The sequence below is a fragment of the Chitinophaga pinensis genome (genome assembly GCF_007896845.1).
GTDB lineage: Bacteria > Bacteroidota > Bacteroidia > Chitinophagales > Chitinophagaceae > Chitinophaga > Chitinophaga pinensis_C.
The window spans coordinates 1-24,861 of the sequence record NZ_VOHS01000019.1 but is presented as its reverse complement, the minus strand read 5'-3'; the positions used below and the strand labels follow the sequence as shown (position 1 = coordinate 24,861).

Annotated in this window: 16 protein-coding genes and 1 tRNA gene; 4 read left to right on the top strand and 13 right to left on the bottom strand. The window is 46.4% G+C overall.

Annotation, left to right across the window (positions count from 1 at the left end):
* Positions 1 to 141: 141 nt before the first annotated feature.
* Entirely contained in the window at positions 142 to 2,220 is a 2,079-nt protein-coding gene (locus tag FEF09_RS18365) for a M13 family metallopeptidase (protein WP_146306466.1), read from the bottom strand.
* Positions 2,221 to 2,367: 147 nt separating this feature from the next.
* Here FEF09_RS18365 and FEF09_RS18360 point away from each other — a divergent pair, with 147 nt between their 5' ends.
* Together FEF09_RS18360 and FEF09_RS18355 are read left to right on the top strand one after the other, a co-directional pair.
* Positions 2,368 to 2,898, top strand: a complete 531-nt coding sequence (locus tag FEF09_RS18360; RefSeq protein ID WP_146306465.1) for a hypothetical protein — start codon at positions 2,368 to 2,370, stop codon at positions 2,896 to 2,898.
* A gap of 37 nt (positions 2,899 to 2,935) precedes the next feature.
* Complete coding sequence (locus FEF09_RS18355; RefSeq protein WP_146306464.1) at positions 2,936 to 4,195, top strand: replication-associated recombination protein A; 1,260 nt, start codon at positions 2,936 to 2,938, stop codon at positions 4,193 to 4,195.
* Positions 4,196 to 4,201: 6 nt separating this feature from the next.
* On the opposite strand, the gene pbpC is transcribed toward FEF09_RS18355, so the two are convergent.
* The 3 genes from pbpC to FEF09_RS18340 all read right to left on the bottom strand — a co-directional run bounded on the left by pbpC (position 4,202) and on the right by FEF09_RS18340 (position 14,183).
* Complete coding sequence (gene pbpC, locus FEF09_RS18350) at positions 4,202 to 6,595, bottom strand: penicillin-binding protein 1C (RefSeq protein ID WP_146306463.1); 2,394 nt, start codon at positions 6,593 to 6,595, stop codon at positions 4,202 to 4,204.
* Positions 6,596 to 7,038: 443 nt separating this feature from the next.
* The gene (locus FEF09_RS18345) at positions 7,039 to 12,540 is read right to left on the bottom strand and encodes an alpha-2-macroglobulin family protein (protein WP_261387591.1); all 5,502 of its coding nucleotides are present in this window, start codon (positions 12,538 to 12,540) and stop codon (positions 7,039 to 7,041) included.
* A 143-nt stretch (positions 12,541 to 12,683) separates the two neighbouring features.
* Complete coding sequence (locus tag FEF09_RS18340; protein WP_146306461.1) at positions 12,684 to 14,183, bottom strand: ATP-binding cassette domain-containing protein; 1,500 nt, start codon at positions 14,181 to 14,183, stop codon at positions 12,684 to 12,686.
* A gap of 155 nt (positions 14,184 to 14,338) precedes the next feature.
* On the opposite strand from FEF09_RS18340, the gene FEF09_RS18335 reads away from it, so the two are divergent.
* Positions 14,339 to 14,800: a GNAT family N-acetyltransferase gene (locus tag FEF09_RS18335; RefSeq protein WP_146306460.1), complete on the top strand. Its 462-nt coding sequence runs from the start codon at positions 14,339 to 14,341 to the stop codon at positions 14,798 to 14,800.
* 105 nt (positions 14,801 to 14,905) lie between these two features.
* Here the strand turns inward: FEF09_RS18335 and FEF09_RS18330 are convergent, their stop codons facing one another.
* From FEF09_RS18330 to FEF09_RS18310, 5 genes are all read right to left on the bottom strand, one after another.
* A complete protein-coding gene (locus FEF09_RS18330; protein WP_146306459.1) occupies positions 14,906 to 15,757 on the bottom strand; it encodes a DUF6048 family protein in 852 nt (283 codons plus the stop codon).
* The gene (locus FEF09_RS18325; protein WP_146306458.1) at positions 15,723 to 16,202 is read right to left on the bottom strand and encodes a DUF6452 family protein; all 480 of its coding nucleotides are present in this window, start codon (positions 16,200 to 16,202) and stop codon (positions 15,723 to 15,725) included. The genes FEF09_RS18330 and FEF09_RS18325 overlap by 35 nt, the downstream gene beginning before the upstream one ends.
* A 97-nt stretch (positions 16,203 to 16,299) precedes the next feature.
* Entirely contained in the window at positions 16,300 to 19,176 is a 2,877-nt protein-coding gene (gene uvrA, locus FEF09_RS18320) for an excinuclease ABC subunit UvrA (RefSeq protein ID WP_146306457.1), read from the bottom strand.
* A gap of 383 nt (positions 19,177 to 19,559) precedes the next feature.
* A complete protein-coding gene (gene fabF, locus FEF09_RS18315) occupies positions 19,560 to 20,822 on the bottom strand; it encodes a beta-ketoacyl-ACP synthase II (RefSeq protein WP_146306456.1) in 1,263 nt (420 codons plus the stop codon).
* Positions 20,823 to 20,933: 111 nt separating this feature from the next.
* The gene (locus tag FEF09_RS18310; protein WP_261387590.1) at positions 20,934 to 21,923 is read right to left on the bottom strand and encodes a fatty acid desaturase family protein; all 990 of its coding nucleotides are present in this window, start codon (positions 21,921 to 21,923) and stop codon (positions 20,934 to 20,936) included.
* 234 nt (positions 21,924 to 22,157) lie between these two features.
* On the opposite strand from FEF09_RS18310, the gene FEF09_RS18305 reads away from it, so the two are divergent.
* A tRNA-Ser gene (locus FEF09_RS18305) sits at positions 22,158 to 22,246 on the top strand.
* 70 nt (positions 22,247 to 22,316) lie between these two features.
* On the opposite strand, the gene FEF09_RS34840 is transcribed toward FEF09_RS18305, so the two are convergent.
* The 4 genes from FEF09_RS34840 to FEF09_RS18285 form a co-directional block, all read right to left on the bottom strand.
* A complete protein-coding gene (locus FEF09_RS34840) occupies positions 22,317 to 22,490 on the bottom strand; it encodes a GNAT family N-acetyltransferase (protein WP_146306539.1) in 174 nt (57 codons plus the stop codon).
* Between the two features lie 179 nt (positions 22,491 to 22,669).
* Positions 22,670 to 23,470: an MBL fold metallo-hydrolase gene (locus tag FEF09_RS18295; protein ID WP_146306454.1), complete on the bottom strand. Its 801-nt coding sequence runs from the start codon at positions 23,468 to 23,470 to the stop codon at positions 22,670 to 22,672.
* Positions 23,471 to 23,594: 124 nt separating this feature from the next.
* Complete coding sequence (locus FEF09_RS18290; RefSeq protein WP_186774398.1) at positions 23,595 to 23,978, bottom strand: helix-turn-helix domain-containing protein; 384 nt, start codon at positions 23,976 to 23,978, stop codon at positions 23,595 to 23,597.
* Between the two features lie 184 nt (positions 23,979 to 24,162).
* Complete coding sequence (locus tag FEF09_RS18285; RefSeq protein ID WP_146306452.1) at positions 24,163 to 24,408, bottom strand: hypothetical protein; 246 nt, start codon at positions 24,406 to 24,408, stop codon at positions 24,163 to 24,165.
* Positions 24,409 to 24,861 lie beyond the last annotated feature (453 nt).

Genomic DNA, 24,861 nt, shown 5'->3' with positions numbered 1-24,861 from the left:
AAATTTAAGGCATAATGAATAGAATACATTGTACAAATCCCGGAGAATGATGATCGGTTTACGTCTATTTGTCCGCATGGAAAATAAAAAGGGGACCTGGCTGTCAGCCGGTCCCCTTTTTATATCGTGTAGTAATTATAATTACCAGATAACCACTTTTTTATCGTCAGACAGTACCATTTTGCTGCCCGGTGTGCAACCCCATGCATCAGCAAATGCTTTCAGGTGAGGAAGCGGGCCATTGATACGATCTCTTGCCGGTGAGTGAGGATCGGTCTGGATCTGATTACGCAGGGCGGCATCTGTGATATTTGCATGCCATACCTGAGCCCAACCAAGGAAGAAACGCTGTTTCCAGTTGAAACCGTCGATCAATGCCGGCTCTGGTTTACCCTTCAGGGATTTTTCCAGTGCACTGTAAGCCAGTGTCAGACCTCCGAGGTCAGCGATGTTTTCACCGATGGTCAGGGCGCCATTGATATAGAAGCCTTTCTGTACCTCGATACCGTTGAAATAGCTGATATAACGTTTAGCCAGTGCCATGAAATTCTTGCGGTCAGCGTCTGTCCACCAGTTTTTCAGGTTACCATCCGCATCGAACTGAGAACCCTGATCATCAAAACCGTGGGTGAATTCATGTCCGATCACCGCAATGATACCACCATAGTTGATCGCATCATCTGCATTCGCGTTAAAGAATGGCGGCTGGAGGATACCGGCAGGGAATACCACTTCATTATTGAGCGGGTTATAGTAGGCATTTACGGTCTGTGGTGTCATACCCCATTCGCTCTTGTCTACTGGTTTGCCGATCTTGTTGAGGGCTTCTTTGTGGTCATATTGTGCTGCAGCAACGATGTTTTCTACCAGATTACCCGGTTTGATATCAATGCTGGAATAATCTTTCCATTTATCAGGATAACCGATCTTGTAGGTAAAGGAAGCCAGCTTTTTATGTGCCATTTCTTTGGTAGCGGCACTCATCCAGGTCAGACTGTCAATACGTTCACCATATACGGCGCGTACATTCTCAATCATTTCTGATACCTTTTGTTTGGAGCTTTCCGGGAAATATTTCTTAGCGAATAATTTACCCAGCGGCATACCCATGATACCATCTGTAGCACGGATCGCGCGTTCCAGACGTGGACGCTGTTGTTTGGTACCACGCATCACGGTTGCGAAGAAGTGGAAGTTCTCATCATCCAGCTGTTTGTTCAGGAAGCCGGCGAAATGAGACAATACCTGCCAGCGCAGCCATGTTTTGAGCGTTTCCGGAGGAGTACTTTTCAGCAACGCTGATACTTTGGATACGTATGCCTTGTTCTGGATGATCAGGGTATCTGATTTTATACCCTGTGCATTGGTGAACGCATCCCAGTCGTAATCAGGCGCCAGTTTCTTTAATTCGCTGTAGTGTGCTTTGTTGTAGGTCACTACCGGATCGCGCAGCTCAACATTGGAGAGCTGTAATTTAGCCACCTGGGTTTCAAATGCGAGGATGGTCTTGCCCGGATCCACTTCTTTGAAGCCTGCAGCTGTAAATTGTTTGTCAACGTGCTTTACGAATTCGTCGCGCACTTCTTTGGTGCTGGCGTCTGGTCTTTCGTAATAGCTTTTTTCACCAAGACTCAGACCGTCCTGTCCCTGATACAGGGCATTCATTTTACTGTTACGGGCATCTGCTTCAACAGCAAAGTTGATCACACCCGGTAAACCGATCGCTTCCAGTTCGCCGGAAACTTTTGCAAAATCTGCCAGTGTCTGGATACTGTTAATCTTATCGAGATAAGGCTGTAATGGCGTAACGGCCAGTTTCTCGATAGTAGCGGTGTCCAGGAATGAGCGGTAGAAATCTGAGATCTGCTGCTCTTCAGTGCCTTTTTTGAGATCTTTCTGATCTGCAAGTGGCAGAATAATGCCTTTCAGACGTACTTCCTTGTTTTCCCTATCCAGTACGTTAAATGCGCCCCAACGACTTTCTGTAGAGGGGATGGGGTTGTTTTTCTTCCAGTTGCCGTTTACATACTGGTCGAAATCTTCGCATGGTTTAGCGCTTGAATCAATGGAACTTACTTCGAAAGCGGGGACTTTGGTCGTGTCTGCTGCTGCTACAGCTGCTGTATCCTGCGTTTGTTTGGTGGTGTTGCCGCCATTACAGGCTGCCATAAGCGTGACAGCTGCCAGTAATGGAAGTTGCAAAGCGTAAGTGCTCTTCATAAAATAAACAGGTTTAGTTTTTAAATATAGCTAAAACATCGCATGCGGCCTTACCGCTTTTTGACAAATGGTCTGATCGAAAGGATGATTGTGGGAGGTTTGCCGACTCTTTAGTAGGTTTGTGGTCTTTTAAAACTGGACACATACATGAACTTTGGCATTAAACTATTCAGGATATTAAATGGCATTGGCATCTTCCTGACCGGCGCATTGGTACTGATCTTCCTGAACGTTATGTTGCAGACAGGAGACACGGCGGTGCTCTTTATGATATTCTTCCTCGGTGGTGTGCTGATACACGCGATACTGTCGAATGCCCTGCAGAAAAGTCTCAACGATCCGGCATACACTTTAAAGGAAAACACACCCGGTGGCGTACAGGTACTGGGCTTCTTCCCTATACTGGTCGGCTTATTGTCAGTACTGATGGCATCTATGCTGAATAACCCGGAAATACGTGAGGTATTATTCAAACAGCTGAAAGAACAGGCAGATCTCCAAAAACAGACAATCCCGGCTGGTACAATGGAAGCAGCACTCAGTTTCTTTCAGGTAGTTATGAGTGTATATGGCATTATCCTTGTCGGCAATGCTGTATTGTCAATGTTTTATGTAAAACAATGGAGGGATCGCCAGAACGGAGACCAGAATGAAGGTCCGGACGATATTGGCGCCTGATCCGATACATAAGCCCAAACCCTTAATATAACAACAAATGGAACCATTAGCCGAGCGTATAAGACCCGAGACCCTGGATGAGCTGGTGGGACAGGAACACCTGACCGGCAAGGACAGTATATTACGCACTGCCTTACAACAAGGCAGAATTCCTTCAATGATACTGTGGGGCCCTCCCGGTGTAGGTAAAACCACAATTGCCAATATCATAGCCCATACACTGGACGTACCTTTTTATACCCTCTCCGCTATCGCGGCAGGTGTGAAGGAAGTACGCGAAGTGATCGAAATAGCCCGTAAACAAGGATATGCCGTCTTATTCATCGATGAGATCCATCGTTTTAATAAGTCACAGCAGGACGCATTGCTGGGCGCTGTAGAAAAAGGGATCATTACCCTGATCGGCGCCACTACCGAAAACCCCTCCTTCGAGGTGAATTCAGCATTGCTGTCACGCAGTCAGGTATATGTACTCAAACCGCTGAGTGAACGTGAATTATTGCAATTACTGCAGCAGGCCATGCAACAGGATGAATGGCTGGGCAGTAAACAAATCGAATTAAAAGAAACCACCGCCTTATTTAATATATCCGGAGGGGATGCGCGAAAATTGCTGAACCTCTTTGAACTCGTTGTCAGCACGCTCCAAAATGAACGTCCTATCGTCATTACTGATCAAAAGGTAATGGACATCGCACAACAACGGGTTGCCATCTATGATAAAACAGGTGAACAGCACTACGATATCATTTCTGCATTTATCAAGTCTATCAGAGGGAGTGACCCTAATGCAGCAGTATATTATCTGGCGCGTATGATAGAAGGTGGTGAAGATGTAAAATTCATTGCCCGCCGCCTGTTGATCTCTGCTTCTGAAGATATCGGTAATGCCAATCCCAATGCCCTGCTGCTGGCTACCAGCTGCTTTCAGGCAGTTACTATGATCGGTTACCCGGAAGCAAGAATTATCCTTTCGCAGTGTACGACCTATCTCGCCTCTTCACCGAAGAGTAACGCATCTTACATGGCCATCGGCAACGCATTATCTGTTGTATCCCAGACGGGTGACCTTCCTGTACCAATGCATATCCGTAATGCGCCTACGAAGATGATGAAAGATATGGGCTATCACAAAGGCTATGAATATTCTCATGATTACGAGAATAACTTCTCCCAGCAGGAATACCTGCCCGATCGTATCAAAGGCATGAAACTCTATGATCCGGGTAAAAATGCAAGGGAAGACGAGATGCGTAAACATCTGCGTAGCCTCTGGAAAGAGAAATACGGTTATTGAGCTGCTTTAGTCTTCACTTTTCTTTGCCAATATTTCAAATGGTACACGTACCTGCACGCCCTGCTCATCAACAAGCGTAAGGGTGTGCTTACCTTCCGGTGGATGTAATGCCATCTGATGGAATTCCTGTGTAGTACCAAGATAGCTATCATCCATATGCCAGAAGATCTTCTCTGTCGTATTGCGATGGGTAGCCGTGAATATCGCCTCTCCCGGTTTCCCGTCTATCTCTATCGGAACATAAATGCGCGCATTCGGTCTTGGATAGATCACCTCCATCGGTGCTTTATCCTGATTGAGTGTAGCCAGACATTCCTGTTTATAAGGAGGTAACGGCAGATAGTTATGCTTGCTCCGATAGTAAAATTCCTGTGCAGGTGGCAGTATGAACCAAGGCACGTGTTTCATCTGAGATGGAGATTCGCAATCAGCCGTAACACGCCACTGACCGCTATGATCGAGGTGTATAAGCTGATGATAAGGGCAAAGTCCTGAACGGAGACCGTTGACAGGAACGGCGATAGAGTCTTTCTCCGGACAAAGATCACTGGCCCTGTAGCCGCTTTGCCGGCATACTTCAATCTTCTTCAGCTTGTCATAAGGGGTATTAAACCAACTACCGGTGTGTAACAACCTGAATACATCGAACATGACCGGCGCAGCAGTAGATACTCCAACCAGCCCGGGTCTTCCCTCTCCATCGGCATTACCAACCCATACCCCTACAATGTATTGCGGCGTCACACCGATTGCCCATCCATCCCTGAAACCAAAACTGGTACCTGTCTTCCACGCAATGCGTTGTGAAGAAGAGAACTGTTGCCATAACATCTCTTCTCCCGGACGCATTACCTCTTCCATTGCCTGAAAAGTATACCAGATAGCTCCGGCATCCAATACACCCGTGGCAGAAGGTGCAGATTTTGATACCAGCTTCGCATCTTTATGATAGTTAGGCGGATGTATATCATCTGCATCATATTTGCCATTATATTGCTCAAGATGCAGTAATGTACGGGCCAGACTGGCATACATGCCTGTCATTTCCCAAAGGGTAGATTCCCCTCCGCCCAATATCAGTGACAGACCATAGTGGTCCGGTGGTTGATTCAATGTAGTAATACCCAGCTTCTTTAGCAATGCGTGCATTCTTTCATACCGGTATTGTTGCAGCATTCTCACCGCCGGTATGTTTAATGAACGGGCCAGAGCTTTACTGGCTGGTACAGCACCATCATAGCCCAGATTAAAGTTTTGTGGAGTATACCCGGCTATCTGTGTGGGAATATCGGGTACCAGCGAGTGTGGCAGGATGATCCCATCTGTCAGCATCGCCGCATACAGAATCGGTTTCAGGGTACTCCCCGGACTGCGGGGCGCCTGAATAATATCAACATGACTTTCTGTTTCCGGATCTTCGGGATGATAAATATTGCCTACATAAGCCAGTGCATCACCGGTTTCTACATCCAGCACGACAGCTGCCGCGTTGTTAATTCCATTGGCTTTATACACACTATGATACCGTTCTACTATGTTGCTGACATTCCGCTGAAGTGCTGCATCCAGTGTCGTCTGGATACGTGTCACCGCCTTTTCATCCCTTGCCTTTTGTGCAGGATAGTCTCTACGGAAGCGATCCAGCAAATGTGGTGCATCTTGTGGTAATGCTTTCGGCTGATCGGGTAATGGCTCCAGTTTCGCCAGTTGACACGTTGTACTGTCAATCGTTTCATTGTGCCATAACCTTTCCAGCAACTGATTCCTTTTGCGTAATAAGATCTGCCGGTTACGACCCGGGTGTACCAGTGCCGGACTATTCGGTAGTACTGCCAGCGCTGCTGTTTCTCCCCACGACAATTGCGTGGCACTACGGCCATAATATCGCCACGAGGCAGCTTCCAGTCCTACGACGTTTCCACCGAAAGGTGCATTACCTGCATATAATGACAGGATGCTTTTCTTGGAATAGGAAAATTCCATTCTGGTGGCCATTACTGCTTCAATCAGCTTCTGGAGGATATTACGCTCTTTATTGCGGGACAGGCGTATTACCTGCATGGTGAGTGTGCTGCCGCCGCTTACTACCTTTTTATTGCTGAGGTTCTGCCTGATCGCACGTCCCAGTGCCAGTATATCTACGCCCCAGTGATGATAGAAACGTTTGTCTTCGTAAGCGACGATGCAGGCGGCGAATTTTTCAGGCACCTGTTTGTCTGCGGGGAATCGCCATTGGCCGTCTGTGGCGATGGTGGCACTTAGCAGTTCGCCGTTACTGTCTTCGATGACGAATGAGGTCGGGGTGGTGAAAAGACGGGAAGGGATGCAAAAGATGTAGAGTATAAGGAGTAGTGTTGCGGCGATGAGCCACCATTTACGTTTTCGGATCCAGGGAGACATGGTGCTAAATTACGAATTTATGGGAAGGGAGTTGCGGTTTCAGATGGTAGTGGGGTATGAATTGATGTGTTGTGGTTTGAGATGGGGGATGTGGGAGGTACGCTGTGGTTGCAGATGGTGGGTGAATTTATGGGACAGGAGATACGCTGCGGTTGCAGATGGTGTCGCGGACTGGGGCCCGTTAAGCAGGTGGATGTGGCGGTTGGTGGTGGGCTGGGGGTTGGAGCTTTGGTGGGCGTTGGCTTTTTTGCAGGGGACGGGCTAAGGTCCGCTTTACCATCTGTAACCTTCGCATTATTCCTGCGTCCTTGTGAGCTTTGGGGCGTTGGGAGGTAATGGGGTTTGGTAAAAGTAAACGGCGCTTCGGTTATCGAAGCGCCGTTTTATGGGATTGATTCCTGATTGTAATTCCTGATTTGTAATTTCTGATTACTGATTCCTGATTACTTAACAACTTCTACCCATTTGCCCGGGAGGAAGGCGTGTATGGTATTGTCATACATTGCTTCACAGGCTACTGCTGGCAGGTAATAACGGCCGAGGTAGGCTGCGTTCAGCAGGACGTTGTAAGTGCGGGTTTTACCTTCTTCAATGTTGAAGTAGGTGTATACCCTGTCGTCACGGATGTCTTTGTAAGTAAATGGTGATGAACTGAAGGTGCTGTCATTTTCCAGCAGGCGGGTGTTGATGATTTCCCATCCGCTCGGGAATATTTCAGTCAGTGCCATCTGTTCGTAGTAACCACGTTTACCCGGATTATGGATCGTTACGGTTGCCATGAAATCAGCTCCCTGACGCAGAGAGGCAGGATCCAGTACTTTACCATCACGGGTGCTGTATTTCACCTGTATATCCAGTACATCAGGATTGTTCGGAACGTTTGGTTCCTGACCAGCTTCCGGACGTCCCTGCAGTATCAGGCGGGTGTACAGTACGTTCTGGCCTTTATTCTGGATACTGATGTTACCATCTGTATTGGTAGTTACAGGTACCTGTGCTACATAAGAAGTGGCATTCACTGTATTACTGCTGCCGTTGATCGTGTAACTGAAGCTCATTTTGTTACCGCTGGTATTTACACCACAATACTTTGCTACTGCAATGAGTGCGTATGCTGTAGTTTGTGTGCTGTACCATGATTCCTGTGACAGGTTAGCGGCAATCTGACGTAACATTTCGTTAGCGCGGTTACGCTGTCCGAGGATAGTCAATGTTTCCAGTATCATCGCTTTATCACGCAGGTCGGAACCGAAGGTGCCACCCAGCTGATTGAATGGTTTTACCTCCATTGGTAAGCCCTGTACCAGACTGTTTGCCAGTTCCGGCTGACCGGACAATTTATAGGCAGCAGCCAGTCTCCATTTTGCTTCAACAGACAGGTACTTGAATTCTTTCAGGCGGTTCATCGCACCCAGTTCTGGTATCTTAGCCAGTGCCAGCAGGTAGAGACGATATGCCTGTGTGAGGTCGCCACCATAGAAGTTGGCAGTGGACGGCGCCCATGAACCCGCCTTATTACGCTGATATTTCTTCCATTGGTCGAGCATACCTGTTGGCAGTTCGTATCCTTTTGCCTGTGCTTCCAGCAGGAAGTGACCGGCATAGTTGGTACCCCACTCATCTGCTTTTGCTTCACCCGGCCAGTAGCTCAGACCTCCGTCAGAAGTCTGGAAGCCTTTCAGGCGTCCGATACCGGCTTTTACGTTTTTCTCGATATTCGCCAGTTCGTTTGGTTTCAGATCCATCAGCTGGTTCAGTGCCAGTTGCGGGAATACACTGGAGGTAGTTTGTTCTACGCAGCCATGTGGATATTGTATCAGATAGTTCAGGCGTTTTGCCAGATTCAGTGACGGAATAGTCGATACTTCCAGTACACCTGTATTGGTACCGGCCATACCAGCAGGTTTGTAACCTGTGCTCCAGTTTTGACCAGCCTGTAAAGTGGATTCCTGTACAGTTGTGATCACCGGATTAGGATTGCGCACTTCCAGTTCTGTTTCGTCTTCTGCTTTCGCAGCGCCGCTGGTAGCGGTTACTTTCACTTTTGCTACACCTACCTGTGGTTTAACTCGTACATCAAAGTATACGATCTGTTCACCGGGCTGTGTGAACGTAACGGTTTTGGTACGCTCGCCTACTACTTCCAGCAGAGGGCTGGTCGCCAGAGTTACTTTAGCCGAACGGATATTATTCTCCATACCGAATACAGTTACCGGCAACTGGATAGTCTCTGCAGGTCCCAATACGCGTGGTAATGTAGTCAGCAGCATTAACGGTTTTTTCACAGCTACTACTTTTTCAGCAGCACCGTAAGCACCGTCTTGTCCTGCTACTACCATCGCTTTCACAGAACCTACGTATGGTGGCAGTTTGAAGTTATGTGTCTGTTTGCCTCCTTTGGAAGTGAATGGTCCCATGAATATTACCACAGGCTTGAAGCGATTTGCTTTAGCGCTGCCGGCATTTTTATTCAGTCCTTCGTCACCACCAATGCTGAGGATACGTTCCATATCGCCACCCCATGCACCGATTACGTAGTCGAAGAGATCCCAGGTTTTCACACCCAATGCTTCACGTGCATAGAACGCGCTATGTGGATCCGGTGTTTTGAAACGGGTCAGGTCCAGCAGGCCTTCATCCACCAGTGCGATGGTGTAGGTCATGGCTTTACCGTTTGCTTCAGATACGGTGATGCTGGCATTCTGTTCCGGTTCCAGTTTATCAGGCATGCTGATCACTGGTTTCAGGACTGTATTGGCATCATTGATCGTGATCGGAATAACACCATACATGCGTATTGGCAGGTCGTTTACGGTTTGTGCATGTTTTTGGAGCAGGCTCACGTTTACATAGATGTTAGGCGACATTTCTTTTTCCGCCTTGAACTTATAAACGGTTTGTCCTTTCTCTGTGGTGATCCAGAAAGTCTTCAGTACTTTACTACCGCTTTCTATGCTTACCAGTCCGCGGCCGCCTTCGCTGCTTGGGATAGTAAGGGTGATATCATCACCTACGTTATATTGGCTCTTATCTGATGTAAACACCAGCATCGCTGCCTCGGAAGGATTTTCTTTCTGTACTCTCTCTGCCCATCCCGGCCAGTCGATGTATACGGCCTGTCCGGTGGTATGACCACTCTTCAGGTCTTTTACGCGCACGAGATAGCGACCCCAGTCAGGATATTTGATCTGCAGGTTCCAGGTGCCTTTACCACCATGTAATGTCACGGTTTCTTTCTTCAGCAGCTGATTGTAGCTATCCTGTGTGAAGTTGCTGAATTCATCGTCACTGTTTTCATCCCACCACCAGCGCCAGCGTACTTTGTACAGTTCAACCTGTACTTCCTGATTACCGCTGAGCAGGTTCCCATTTTCATCTATATTGACAATGCTGATCGGGTGATCTTTATCGGTGAGCAGCATACCTGTCATACGATCGCCTTCAGGCATTCTGATACCTGCATAGCTGGCGAACGGATTGTATGGCATGGAAAAATGATCGATACTGAAATCGCCGCCCGGCTCAAATACTTTGATCTCAAAGCTGGCTTTCAGCTGGCCCGGAGCCAGTTTGCCGAGTGGCAGATTTACTTTCACCGGAGCAGTACCGTTTTCATTCAGACTACTTTCGAAGATCGTCTTGCTTTCTGATTCGAAGTGTGTGATCGGATCATCAAAATGATAGTTCTGGAAGTTTTTGAAGCTGGTCGTCTGTTGTGTTAAAGAGACGTCTACTTTCGCTTTCAGGTTTTGCGCGGTAGCACCAAATAGCCAGCGTGCGTTCAGGGTACCTTCTGTCGCATCTGCTTTGGAAAGTGTGGTATTCTTACCAAAGTTCAGGTCTATTTTCAGCCTGTTTGGCTTCACTGTTTCAATACGCAGGTTTTTGGTAAATACGGCGCCACCTACTTTTACTTTAGCGGTCCAGTTACCGGTAGGGTCATTTGCGCCGGTTGCTGTTGTGAAGCTATAGAATCCATTTACGGACTGTAAAGCATTGAGTTGTCTGTACAGCTGTCCTTTTGGATTGTACAGCTCCAGTGTTACCGGGTGATTCTCCGGCAGTTTCTTTTGTTTGTCTTCGAGGATGAAAGACAGGAACAGGGTATCTCCCGGACGCCATACACCACGTTCGCCGTAGAGGAATCCTTTGATACCACTCTGTACTTCCTCTCCTTTTACATCAAAACGACCCAATGGCAGGGAGTTACCATCATCGAGTTTCAGGTAGCCTCTTTCTGCATCTTTCTTAGCAATGAGCAGGTATGGTTTACGTTTCAGGTCGAAAGTAGCCAATCCGTCCCCATCACTCTTGGTTTTGAAGATCACCTGATTCTGGTAATCGAGCAGTTCCAGTTCAACACCGATCATTGGTTTGGTGTCGCGGATATCTGTTACAGCAATGAGCATGCTGTTGTCATTTCCTCTTTTAGCGGTCAGACCGATATTGGAGGAGAAGACGTTACGGGAAGCCCATCTGTCTTTATTGTAGTAAGAATTTGAACATGGGTTATCGCGCTGTTCCCAGGAATAACCGTAAGGATAATAGCTGTCATAGCGGCGCCAGAAATCATCGTCTTCATCTATCTTATCATTGCCGTAATAACCGCCATAATATTCCTCTTCGCTTTCTTCGCTGTTGCCTTCGCCTTCGCTGCCGCTATCGGTAGAAGAACAACCCAGCAGGGAGTAGGATTTACGGAAACCGATGGTCACACGATAGATGGCGCCCGGCTCGGTACGCAGCAGTTTCTCCATATCGAGGAAGAAGCGATTGCGTTTATGCAGGTTCAGGGATTTATCAGCATCGAGGCGAATGGTCTTTTCCACTACCGGACGACCTACACGGCGCAGTTCCTGACTACCATCCAGTGAGTTCTGCTGGAGATATTGCGGGATATTATTCTCATAGATCTTGATGATGGTCACATCTACAGCACTGAGGTTCACTGCTTCGAATGGCATCACCAGTTTATTACTTTCCGGCAGGATGACTCCTTTACCCGGAATGGTCACGGAAGGCTGTGTGTTTTCGAAGACTACATTCGCAGAAAAGCTCTGTTCGAGTTTTGAATCCGCCACATTCAGTATTCCTTCATTGACGATGACATTATAGTTGCCTTCAAATCTGTTAGGACCGAATACTTTTACTTCACTACCGTCGATGGAGAAGCGGAGATCGCTTACGCCACTTACGCCGATCAGGCCATCCAGGGACTGAGCAACGCTGACAGGATCAGAGAATTGTACCAGAATATATTGCTCTTCTTCGGCTACCGCACGTACTTCCAGTACTTTGAAGTCGGAGATAGCGGGTACTTCTATAGTCTTTTTACCAGATACATTGTCTACTTTCAGGGGTTTACCGTCCCAGTTGATTTCCAGTTGACGGGAACCCTGACCTTTATCTGCACGAGCCAGATTGTCGATGGTGAAGGTAGAGATCTTATCAGCCGCATTGTGCTGCCAGGTGATCGCCACCTTTTTACCCTGATAAGAAGCGCTTAAGATTTTTTCGATCTGTTGTGGATCTTCGGTATCGGCGGTCGTGATGGCGCCGGAAAAGGTCATTTTATTCAGAGTACTGCTATTGGTGGCTTTCAGACCGTAATCCTCAATAGCGTAGGAAGGTTTGATGACCTTGAATTCGAAGTCAAATTCTTTCAGATCGCTTTCCACCTTCATCACCTTACCCAGTTTAAAAGTGGCATTATAGGTTTTGCCGGCTTCAAGGTTGGCGTCCGGGCGGAATTCGATCGTGGTCGCATCCACCCAGTAGGCTTTCCCTTTGATACCGGGGCTGAATTTGAAAAGATCTTCATCCACAGGCTCATTCTGTGTATGGGTTACATTCACATTACTGGTTAATTGTACCCGGATGGTGCTCTGCCTGGAAATAACACCGGCGGTATAGGCTTCGATGTATTTCGCCAGTGCAGGGTTCATGACTTTTTTTGTATTTCTACAGGCTGTGATGCAAGAGATTAACAGGCACACAGCAAAGGCGGAGACGACCGCCAGACGTTTTTTGGGACCCATGAGGCTTAAATGCTGTTTAAGATATAAAGGTAAACAAATGTGTTATTAAATTAATATATGACCTTTCCCCTTTCCAGTTTTAATACTTTGGTAACGGCCGATGGAATTTCTTCCTGATAATGTGTAACAAAGATCAGGGTTAGATCCATCACATTACACAGGGTATCTATTACATGTTTAAAGTGTTCTTTTTGTTGCTGGTCCAGTCCCTGACAGGGTTCGTCAAAGATAAGCAATGGGGGCTCTTTTACCAGTGCGCGGGCCAGTAGGGTCAGTCGCTGTACACTTTCGGGTACACCTTTGAAAGCGTGGGAGGCGTATGAAGCGATATCAAGGATATCCATCCATGCGGCGGCATGCGCCCGTTGCTCTTCTGTACCCGGTTTACTGCTGCCAATGATGTCAAAAAATCCGGAAACGACTACCTGCAGACAATTACTGCCTGCCTGAAAGTATTGGTGGAGCTCGGGAGACACAAAACCTATCTTCTTTTTGATGTCCCAGATACTTTCTCCGGTGCCACGTTTACGGTCGAACAGGTAAAGCTCCTGTGCATAAGCCTGTGGATTATCGCCATTGATCAGGCTCAGCAGGGTTGATTTACCGGCGCCATTATGACCTAAAAGGGCCCATTTATCATTGGGTTTCACTAACCAGTTAACATCGTCCAGTATCAAATGTTCGCCATACTGCACTTTTATATGGTCCATCCGGATGATGGTTTCAAACGGGGATTTCGTGTTTTTGACGATCGCCCTGATCTTGTCTTCATCCACCTGCCAGTCTTGTGTGCTGAGCGGCTGAGGTATTTTCAGATATTCTTCCCGTGTATACTTTCCGGTTACCCGGCCTTCGTCCAGTGTCAGTACATGGGTGATATTTTCAGGAACTTCTGAAGGAGAGGTCACCAACAGGACAGTTGTACCATTGGCGATGATCTTATTCACCATCTCGCTGAAAAGCTTGCGCGTCTGCACATCCAGTCCGGTAAAGGGATTATCCAGCATGAGCAGTACAGGTTGTTTCAGCAGGGACTTTGCGATCATTACACGACGGGTTTCTCCGTTGGAGAGTTTGATCAGTTCTTTGTCCATCAGTGCCGGGATCCTCAGTGGTTCCAGTATCGGGGTCTCTTCAGGCGTACCGCCGGATTCTCCGTAGAGGTATTCCCGTACAGTCGGTGCATCCGATGAGTCCATACTGTTGAATCTCTGCTGATAATAGAAGTCCGTTGTAGTATTGGAGCGGTTTCTGAAAGTATGATGGTGGCCTACCAGAGCCAAAAGGTCGCGGTAGGTGAAGTATGGATCGGTAACCGTATGTTCGCTACGATAGGTATCACTGAAATGATGTTGTATCCTACCGTTAATAACGTTGAATTTTCCGGCTATAGTACTTAGCAGGGCTGATTTTCCGGAACCGCTGGGGCCAGTGATCGCCCATTGTTCTCCTTTGTTGATATGCCAGTCCAGGCCGGTGAAAAGGGTCTTGTCCAGGTAACGAACAGTGATATGCTCCAATGAAAGGAATGGCATGGCTTGGGTACTCATAATCTATGCTGTTTCTCGTTAATTCGCACTAAATTATTATTTATTACCGGATTCAGGGATATTGTTTTATGAGTAATTACGATGGATGAGCCTATTCTTTCATGACATTAGTAATTGATTATCTTGCATCTGGGAATCAATAAAATCCTCTTCTTATGATAAAGTGGACCATTAAGACATTTGAGGAACTGACCACACAGGAGCTATATGCTTTGTTGCGGTTACGTAGTGAAGTGTTTGTTGTAGAGCAGCAATGTGTGTTTCAGGATATGGATAATGCAGATCAGCTGGCCTTGCATATTCTGGGATATGATGATACGTTGGACAACGAACTGGTGGCCTATACACGTATTTTCGGCCCCGGTATCAAGTTCGATATGTGTTCGATTGGCCGCGTGGTGACTTCTTCCCGTGCCAGAGGCAATGGTACCGGCAGAAAGTTGATGGAACATTCCATTGCAACGGTGGAGGATCGTTTCGGGAAAGTGCCTATTAAAATAGGCGCACAACAGTATCTGGATAAGTTTTACAGTTCACTGGGCTTTCAGCAGAGTAGTGAGATGTATCTGGAAGATGATATTCCACACATAGAAATGATCAGAGAAGCGAAGGTCTGAAGGCCGATCAGGCATTAAAATGCAGCTGAGTTGTGTGAGGCTGCTGTTATAAAGTAAAACGCCCATATTTACCAGTAAATATGGGCGTTTTTATATGTAGAGATGTTACTGGCGTAGTTTCTTCTTCTCCTCTTTTCGCTTCAGCTTTTCCATTCGTTTTGTTTCGTTGAACTTCAGCTTATACAGGGGGATATAGTAGGATACTGTATAGGTCAGGTCGAACTGAGAACTTTTAGAGCCACTGCCGAATCCGGGAATGACGAGTGGATCGAAGCTCTCTGGTGAGTTTTTGCTTAGCAGGACTTTTTCGCGTACGGCCCATCCGAGGAAGAAGTTAGGCAATGCTTCCACGCGCATACCGAAGGTAAATTCTATCCAGTGAGCGACCATATTGGTTTTAGGAAATGAGCCGGGTGTTTCCACGCCCCAATAACCGTCTTTGATGAGGTAATTGGGTGCTTCGTAACTATTTCTCGCAAATCCATAGCGTACCCCGAGGTACACCATATTCTTTTCGTTCGGATCTTTCTTTTTCAGGAAGTCGTAATCAAAACCGAGGGTCGTATATACGCCGCTTCCTTTGTAAGTATAGCTTGAGTCGCTATGAGAGGTACGGTTAAATCCTACTTCTGCAGCTGCATAGATTTTTCTGCCGAGACGAACATCTCCTTGTATGGCAATGTCGGTCCGATATGGCTGAAAGGCATGAATGGCAAATCTGCTGATGTCCAGTCCTAAACGAAGTCCGCCTCCTGTGATATAGAAGGAGTCTTTCTTTGCGGGCTGTAATACCTCTCCGGTCGCTTTAACCGGTTTACGGGGAGCGGAAGTATCTGTAGTTGTCCTTTTGATACTGGTATCTCCTGCCGCGGGAGCGGGTTTTACCTGCGCCTGTGCGGCTTGGGTCAAGAGGCCGGCCAGACTAATAGATAAAGTATAAAGAAATGTGCGTATCATTCGAACTGTTTACTTCCCTATTATTAATGTGTATGGAATCAATGGTATTGTAAGTGGTGATCACTGTATCCAGTGAGAAGAAGGTGGCAAAGCCACATCCCGGAGATACGAAGCTGGGCACTCTTTTATACCTGAAAGTAAGGGTGTCAGGAATAGCAATTGAGTCCAGTTGCAGGTAAAATCTGCAGGTATCGTGTAATGGGTCCAGCGGCATGAATGCGCTGCTTCTCGGTTGCCTGTTGATAAGAACGGAATCATTACCAATGGCATATAATGTTACTTTAGGCCATATCGTGTCTTTGACCAGAAATCCCTGAAGAGTATCTTTTTTAAAGTTCATACCCAGGTCACTGAGCAAGGTTGAGTCGCACGTCTTAGTCTCATCTTCACAGGCCGCAAACACTGACAGGAGCAGTATTGCTATAATCCCAGAAATATATTTCATGCCTGCAAATTACGAGTTCCTATTTACAAGTTCCGCTTTCTGCTGATGATTAATTTCACCAACAGAAAGCGGAAATATGTAATGTGATATTTGTCTGTTAATTATTCAGTTCCATCTTCAGGAAGCGGGCTGTATGGCTTTCTTTGCATTCGACCACCTGTTCCGGTGTACCACTGCAAAGGATTGTACCACCTCCTGCGCCGCCTTCCGGACCCAGATCAACGATATGGTCGGCCATTTTGATCACGTCCAGATTGTGTTCGATCACCAGTACGGTATTGCCACGGTCTACCAGTTTATTGAGTACGGCGAGCAGCAGCTGAATATCCTGAAAGTGGAGGCCGGTGGTAGGTTCATCCAGAATATAGATGGTCTTACCGGTATCTTTCTTGGACAGTTCTGTGGCCAGTTTCACACGTTGGGCTTCACCACCGGACAGGGTCACGGCTGATTGTCCAAGTGTGATATACCCCAGACCTACATCCTGTAAGGTTTTGATCTTACGGTAGATGTAGCTGACAGGCTGGAAGAATTCCACGGCTTCGTCTACTGTCATATCCAGTACGTCTGAGATGGATTTGCCTTTATAGCGGATTTCCAGAGTTTCCCTGTTGTAGCGGCGTCCGTTACATTTCTCGCAGTGTACGTATACATCCGGGAGGAAGTTCATTTCGATGACGCGCATGCCGCCGCCTTCACAAACATCACAGCGGCCGCTTTTCACGTTGAAGGAGAAACGACCGGCGTTATAACCTCTGATCTTTGCCTCCGGTACCTGAGAGAACAGCTGACGGATATCTGTAAAGAATCCGCAGTAGGTGGCCGGGTTACTTCTCGGTGTACGACCGATTGGCGACTGATCTATTTCAATGACTTTATCGATATTTTCCAGCCCTTTGATGCTTTTGTAAGGCATTGGCTCCAGCTTGGAATCGTAAGCGTGTTTGCTGAGGATCGGATAGAGCGTTTCGTTGATCAGGGTAGACTTACCGCTACCAGATACGCCGGTAACGCAGATGAATACCCCAAGTGGCAATTTCACGCTGACGTTTTTCAGGTTATTACCAGTAGCGCCTTTCAGTTCCAGTGCCTTACCATTGCCTTTACGGCGTTCGGCAGGTACGGGTACGACCCTTTTTCCGTTGAGATAACCAGCGGTTGGTGTATCCAGTTTCAGGATCTGTTGTGGCGTACCTTGTGCAATGATACGACCACCGTGTACACCTGCACCGGGTCCGATATCTACCAGATAATCAGCGTGCAGCATGATATCTTTATCATGTTCCACGACAATAACGGTATTGCCCATTTCTCTCAGGTTACGCAATGCGTCGATCAGCTGCATATTATCCCGCTGGTGCAGACCGATACTTGGTTCGTCCAATATATAGGTGATCCCCATCAGCTGGGAACCGATCTGCGTGGCGAGGCGGATACGCTGACTTTCTCCGCCGCTGAGCGTACGTGTAGCACGGTAGAGCGTAAGGTAGTTGAGTCCGACATTCAGCAGGAAACCAAGGCGTTCACGGATTTCCTTCAGGATATCTTTTGCGATGGTATTCTGCTTCTTATCGAGGCGTTTTTCGATGTCTTTGAACCAGACCTGTAATTTATCCAGATCCATGCCGCCCAGTTCCGCGATATTTTTTTCGTCTACTTTAAAAAAGAGACTTTCTTTTTTCAGACGGGTACCGTTACATTCCGGACAGGTGTGCAGTTTCATGAAACTTTCGGCCCAGTTGCGTACTGCATCTGAAGAGGTATCGTTGAAATAGCGGCGTACGGTATTGATCACCCCTTCAAACTCGGCGGAATAGGTAGTTTCACTACCATCACCGAATTCCATATCCATTTCCAGTGAACCATTTTCATCTCCGAAGAGCAGCAGGTTCAGTGTTTTTTGTGGCAGGTCAGATATAGGTGCTGTGAGGGAGAACTTATGTTTCCGGGCCAGCGTCTGTACCTGTTTGAAGGTAAATGTATCACGGGCCTCACCGAGAGGTGCTAATCCGCCATCGTTAATGGATACGGAATAGTCCGGGATCACGGCGTCCATATCTATCTGATAAATGGTGCCGAGACCTTTACAACGGGGGCAGGCGCCGTAAGGAGAGTTAAAGGAGAATGTGTTGGGAGATGGCTCTTCGTAGGAAAGGCCTGTATCTTCACACATGAGTTGTTTACTGTACTGACTGATTTTGCCGCTATCATTATCCATGATAAACAGCAGGCCTTTACCCATCTGCAGTGCTTTTTGTACACTCTGGCTGATACGGGCGCGGGCATCGTCGAGTACCTGTATGCGATCTACGACCAGTTCGATGTCATGGATCTTGTAACGGTCTACCTGCATACGTTCTTTAAGATCGAGGATCTCTCCGTTGACACGTACTTTCAGGTATCCCTGTTTACGGAGCTGTTCGAACAGTTCGCGGTAGTGACCTTTACGACCGCGGATGAGCGGGGCAAGGATCACCAGTTTCTTTTTCGGATAATTTTTGAACATATGCTCCATGATCTCTTCTTCGGAGAAGCGGGTCATGCGTTTGCCGGTATTATAAGAATAGGCAAGGCCTACACGCGCGTAGAGGAGGCGGAGGAAGTCATATATTTCCGTGATCGTTCCTACGGTAGAACGAGGGTTTTTGTTGGTTGTTTTCTGTTCGATAGAGATCACCGGGGAAAGGCCGGTAATTTTATCTACATCTGGTCTTTCCATATCGCCGATGAATTGGCGGGCGTAGGCGGAAAAGCTTTCCATATATCGCCGCTGGCCTTCTGCGTAAATGGTATCGAACGCAAGCGAGGATTTTCCGCTTCCGCTGATGCCGGTTATCACTACCAGTTTGTTTTTGGGTAATTGGAGGTCCAGATTTTTCAGGTTATGCGCCCGGGCTCCAAACACTGCTATATGCTCATCTGCCGTGACCGGTGCAGGATCTGGCGCAATTACATTCTCTTTCTTCTTTGCCATATCGGTTTAAAAAGCCGCGGTGAAAAGTTGAAGTCCCGCGGACTATTTTAGACTACTAAACTACGGCATAATTACGAGTTTACTAAAAATTTTAGTGTGCGTTAGTATTAAGATGCTGATTATCAGAGATACTGTACCAGACGGTAGCGGAAAGCGATACAGTGTTGCTGCAGGGAGGATGTTGGCAAGGAAACGGTGTTTTCCAGTAGTCAGGTTATACTTATCCTTCGTTGATGCTACGTTTTTCAACGAAGGATGAACGAAGGATGACTATAGTCAGACTAATATCAGACTTGTAATCTATTAAATGTTTATAGGAAAACAAAAAGCGAATTACGGGAGCCGGGCCCACGTAATTCGCTTTTCTATAAAAAGGTAGCTGATTAAGCTTTGTATTTCTTGAATACTACGATCGCATTATGACCGCCGAAGCCGAAGGTATTGCTCATTGCAACATTTACGGTACGTTCCTGTGCCTTACCAATGGTCAGGTTCAGGTTGGTAGGGATACCTTCGCCCAGAGTGCCGGTGTTGATGGTTGGCGGCACGATGTCGAACTGGGTCGCTTTAATACAAGCGATTGCTTCGATAGCGCCGGCAGCACCCAACAGGTGTCCGGTCATGGATTTGGTAGCAGAGATATTTATTTTATTCAGATGATCACCGAATACGCCGCTGATACCTTTCAGTTCGCTAACGTCACCCAGTGGAGTGGAAGTAGCGTGTGCGTTGATATAATCAACATCTTCCGGTTTCAGTTCAGCATCTTCGAGTGCTCTTTCCATACCGAGGCGCGCGCCCAGACCTTCAGGGTGGGTAGCGGTCAGGTGGTAAGCATCAGCAGTCATTGCGCCACCTACCATTTCAGCATAGATGGTAGCACCTCTTTTCACTGCGTGTTCGTATTCTTCCAGTATGATTGCGCCAGCGCCTTCACCCATTACGAAACCATCACGGTCAGCGTCGAAAGGACGGGAAGCAGTAGATGGATCATCGTTACGGGTAGAGAGGGCTTTGAGGGCGTTGAAACCTGCGATACCAGCGCGGGTTACAGGTGCTTCAGAACCACCGGCTACGATAGCGTTCGCTTTACCGAGGCGAATATAGTTGAACGCGTCTACCAGAGCGCTGCTGGAGGAAGCGCAGGCAGATACCGTACAATAGTTTACACCCATGAATCCATATTTCATGGAAATCTGACCAGCCGCGATGTCGGAGATCAGTTTTGGAATAAAGAAAGGATTGAATTTAGGAACGAAATTAGTCTGTGTAAATTCTACGATCTGGTCTTCGAAGGTCTGCATACCACCGTTACCAGAAGCCCAGATCACACCGATTTGGGTTTTATCAACACCGTCCAGATGAAGACCTGCATTTTCAACAGCTTCCTGAGCAGCTACCATGGCATATTGCGTAAACATGTCCATTTTGCGGGCTTCCTTCTTCTCCATGAACTTTTCTATATCAAAACCTTTCAGTTCGCAAGCGAACTTAGTTTTAAACTCCGTAGTATCAAAACGGGTAATAGGACCAGCACCACCGGTACCAGATTTCAGACTATTCCAGAATGTGTTTACATCGTTTCCGATAGGCGTTAAGGCCCCCAGCCCGGTAACCACAACCCTTTTTAACGTAACAGTGCGCATAATGCTTTGACTTTAAAATCGAAAGTTAGAGCGCAAATTTAGTCACTTATTCTTATGATTACGCATATTCATAAGATTTATGTGTCATATAAGTAAAAAGGGAGCCATATTTTATGCAATAGCACTAGTAGCGGGTACGGTAGCGAGGTCGATCTTTTTTGTACGCCGCCTTAAAAAAGCTATAATTTCTTCGTCAGAACTGTATTTATCCCCAATATTGACAAAATGCCGCGCCAGCAGGTCATACCTTTTGCTCATCAGCCAGAGCCAGACATGCAGAAAATGGATACCATCAAATACAATGGATTCATTTTCAATGTACTCGTTAAGGGTTTCTTTGAAAAAATGGGGATGTTCTGTCCAATGCATGGATGGTTTTACATGGTGACTGATATGATAACCGTCGTTCCAGCATTTGTGGTTATACTTTGTATTGATACAGGTAATACTGTTTTTGTAAGAGTTGTCGGGTTCGGCAACATCAATAAAAGCGTGTTGCGCCCAGTTGCCCACCATCATAATGACCCGGGAGATCAGGAACGGAAGGATAAATACAGTAAACGTCGCGGGGAAGTTTACAAAAGACAGACCCACACAGGCAGCAATAAACAAAAACTCTCCTCTGGAAGCTCTTACCAGTAGTTTTTTGCGATGTCTTTTAATGAAGTACCTGCACAGATTGATGACTCCGGCAAAGAAGAAGCTCGTCAGGTATTTACTGAATCCCCGGAAGGAATCACGCTGGAAAGGCATTGTACAGCTGTCATCGTCAGGCATGTTATTCTCCGGATGGTGCATCCCGATATGATGGCTATAGTATGTTTCCGGCGTCTGACCGAAGAGCGGTCCGATTACCCATGGTAGGTAATGATTGAGGAAATCATACTTTTTATTGAAGAAGACCCGGTGACTGGTACAATGTAACATCAGTCCGAAAGGTCCTTTATACCTGAAATTGTTCAGGATCTGGTAGAGCACTGCTGCTGTCCACCATGCCCAGCCGGGCAGCGGGAGATATAAAATAATCGCCAGCGGCAATAGAATCAGTGTCAACTCCAGGGTCAGGTAAACAAACGGAAGATCACGTTCGTCCCTGATCATAGATTTGAAAGTCCGCCGTAAAAATGAATCAGGGCCTGTCTTTTTTATATAAACAGGGTCTGTTATGACATTGGTTAAAGCTTTCATTTACAGTTGTTAGGATGAGGTAAACGAAGTTCGCAATTGGTTATATGTAAGGTAAACGAATAAATTCAGTAAATCTTATTAGAAAAAGTTTTTGGATAATTTAAAACAATTCCTATTTTTGCAACCCCTAACGGGGCAAAATGATTCGGTGAGATGCCTGAGTGGCCGAAAGGAACGGTTTGCTAAACCGTCGTACGGGTTAAACTGTACCGAGGGTTCGAATCCCTCTCTCACCGCAAGCTTTAAGCCTTCAAGTCGAAAGATTTGGAGGCTTTTTTGTTTTGGGGTTATGGTTCGGGCATTGCTTTAACCTTTATTAAGCAGATAAATGAACATCTTCTTTCGCGTTGTAAATCCCATACCATCTCTTTGAATCTGCCCAATCTGATTTAAAATCAGCTGGCGTGCGTATCCCCGACCCTGATAATCGGGATGTGTGCAAACAGCGCTTATTTCGATATACTTTTCGCTATGATCCAGCCTATGTTACAGCAACACTTTAAGTATTGTGCCTCCAAAGTGTTTTCTTTGGAGGCACAATTTTTTTTACAACGGATATCAATCTTAATAACGCACATTGGATACTTGATTTTTATTCCCCTTTGCAATTATTACATGGAATATTGCGTCCTCATGCCAGATTGCCTTGAAAATTGATTTCAAAACCATTGTTTGGGGATTAGCTGATATCCATCTCCTTTCTTTTGCACATAAGTAAGACAAGGGAACTCAAAATGAGGTCCTGCCAGTAACAAGCTCTCTTTTGCAGCCCGCTCCAGAGTATCTCTTCTCGTTTGGACAGCAAGTGTATAATCGACATCTGTAGAAAACCCAACATCAGGCAGACTTGTTTGGATTGCCGGCAGGGTGAGCAAGTCGGCACAGAATAAAATTCTTTCGCCCTCAGATTCAACCAGGAAGCCGGTCTGCCCTGGTGTGTGTCCGGGTAAAGCTACTGGTGATATGCCCGGTAATATGCTTCCACTTCCTACTGGCAATAATTCATATGAGGCCAGGGCTTCGCCTGCGTCCTTTGAATTTTGCAGATCTTCGCCGGTAAGTGAATTGTTTCGAAGCCAGAAATTTTGTTCGGCTTCAGAAATCCATACTGCTGCATTGGGGAACATTTTTCTACCGGTTTTATCAGTTAAGCCGTAGAAATGGTCGCCATGCAGGTGCGTTAAAAGTATGACACCGATTTCTTCCGGTTTTACTCCGATAAACTCCAAAGCCTTCAGAAGATGTCCCTCTATCATCGGTGCCATCCTGTCACCCATTCCGGTATCTATAAGTACGGGAGCATGTTCTGTTGATTCTATCAGGAAAACATGTGTAGTTAACTTTGGGGGATCTGGACGAAATTTTTCCTTTAGCAAATCAACAACTCCTTCTTCGGGTAGGTGGGTAAGGAAGTCATAGCTGTCATTAAGCACGGTGATCTTCTGCTGCCAATATTCCATTGCAGGACGCCAGGGAGGCGTCCGTCGCGGTTGCTGATGTTCATTTTTTTGATTTTGTTTTGATAATAGAATCCCAGGGCGAACGAAATACGTCGCCTGATGGGGATGATTAAGTAAGTTTATATTAAGCTATAACCTGAGAAGGGGAAGTACCAAATCGCTTTTTAAACGAGAAAGAAAAATGTGACAGGTCCTGGAATCCAAGATCCAGATATATCTCCGAAGCAGATCTTCCCTGTCGGCTAATAAGCTGATAAGCGGCATCCAGGCGTCTTTTCAAAAGCCAGCGCGATGGCGTTTCCCCAAATATTTCGTGAAAGTCGCGTTTAAACGAAGAAAGGCTCCTGCCACTTAAAAAGGCAAACTTTTCCAATGGTACATTAAAATGAAAGTTTTCTTCCATGTACTGTTCCAGATCCGTTTTGACGGGAAGGGAAAAGTCAAATAGTATATTCCTGAATGCCGGATATAGGTGCAACAGCAGCAGCAGTGCCTCTTGTTGCTTCAATCTGGCAAGTTGCCCATCAATATCGAGTGGAAATAAAGTTTCATATAAGGCGAGTGACTGCATAAAGCTATCCAGCAACTCATTTTTCCTGATCGCAAAAAACGTTTCAGGCGGTGCGTTGTCGGCGGATTTTAACCATGCACTCTGCCGAAATCTAGAAGCATGCTTTCATCGAAGAAAATACTCAATGATTTGAAATTTTTCTCTGATCGTTAACCTTCGTGAACTTGAGCAACTGATTTTTCCTGCAAAGAAAAATCTCTCCAGCCGTGAACTGTTGCTTGTTTTTGCCAAAACAGATTTCCATTGTTCCGGACAAAACGAGGCTGATACTATGCTGAGCGATGAATTGTTCACCCTCTTTTACACGTGCAACATCACAATTGTAGCTTATGATTTGCTTTTTTTGCTGCTGACCTATAGTGCCCATAACAATCCCGTTAATGGTAAATCTGTTAGATGGGATCAGTAACCCCTTGCTTTTACAAAGGTAATTTATGCTGTTCAAAGCGAGGTTTGTTAAAACGTCCAAAAAGACTTTGTTGAAACGTTAAGGTTTTTGATGACATTATCAGAATATTCTGATTCTGTTCGCGGTCGCTATTACTGATTTTATTGGGCCAGAAATGGTGACTTATCATCATTAAGAAAGGTGTAACTACCTGGCTGGGTTGCCGGGTAATATTCAGTATCTGATCAAATGTCTCGCCGGTGACGCGTGTTTCGTAATGACAACTCCGGATGTTTTAATGGCCGGGCGTCTTTTGTGTAATCTATCTTTGACAAATAAGTATTAAATTTGCCCAGGCTTAAGGAAATCGTGAGGATTTCGTGAGCCGTCGAAGAGAAAAAAAATGTAACTTGTTGATTAACAATATTAGGT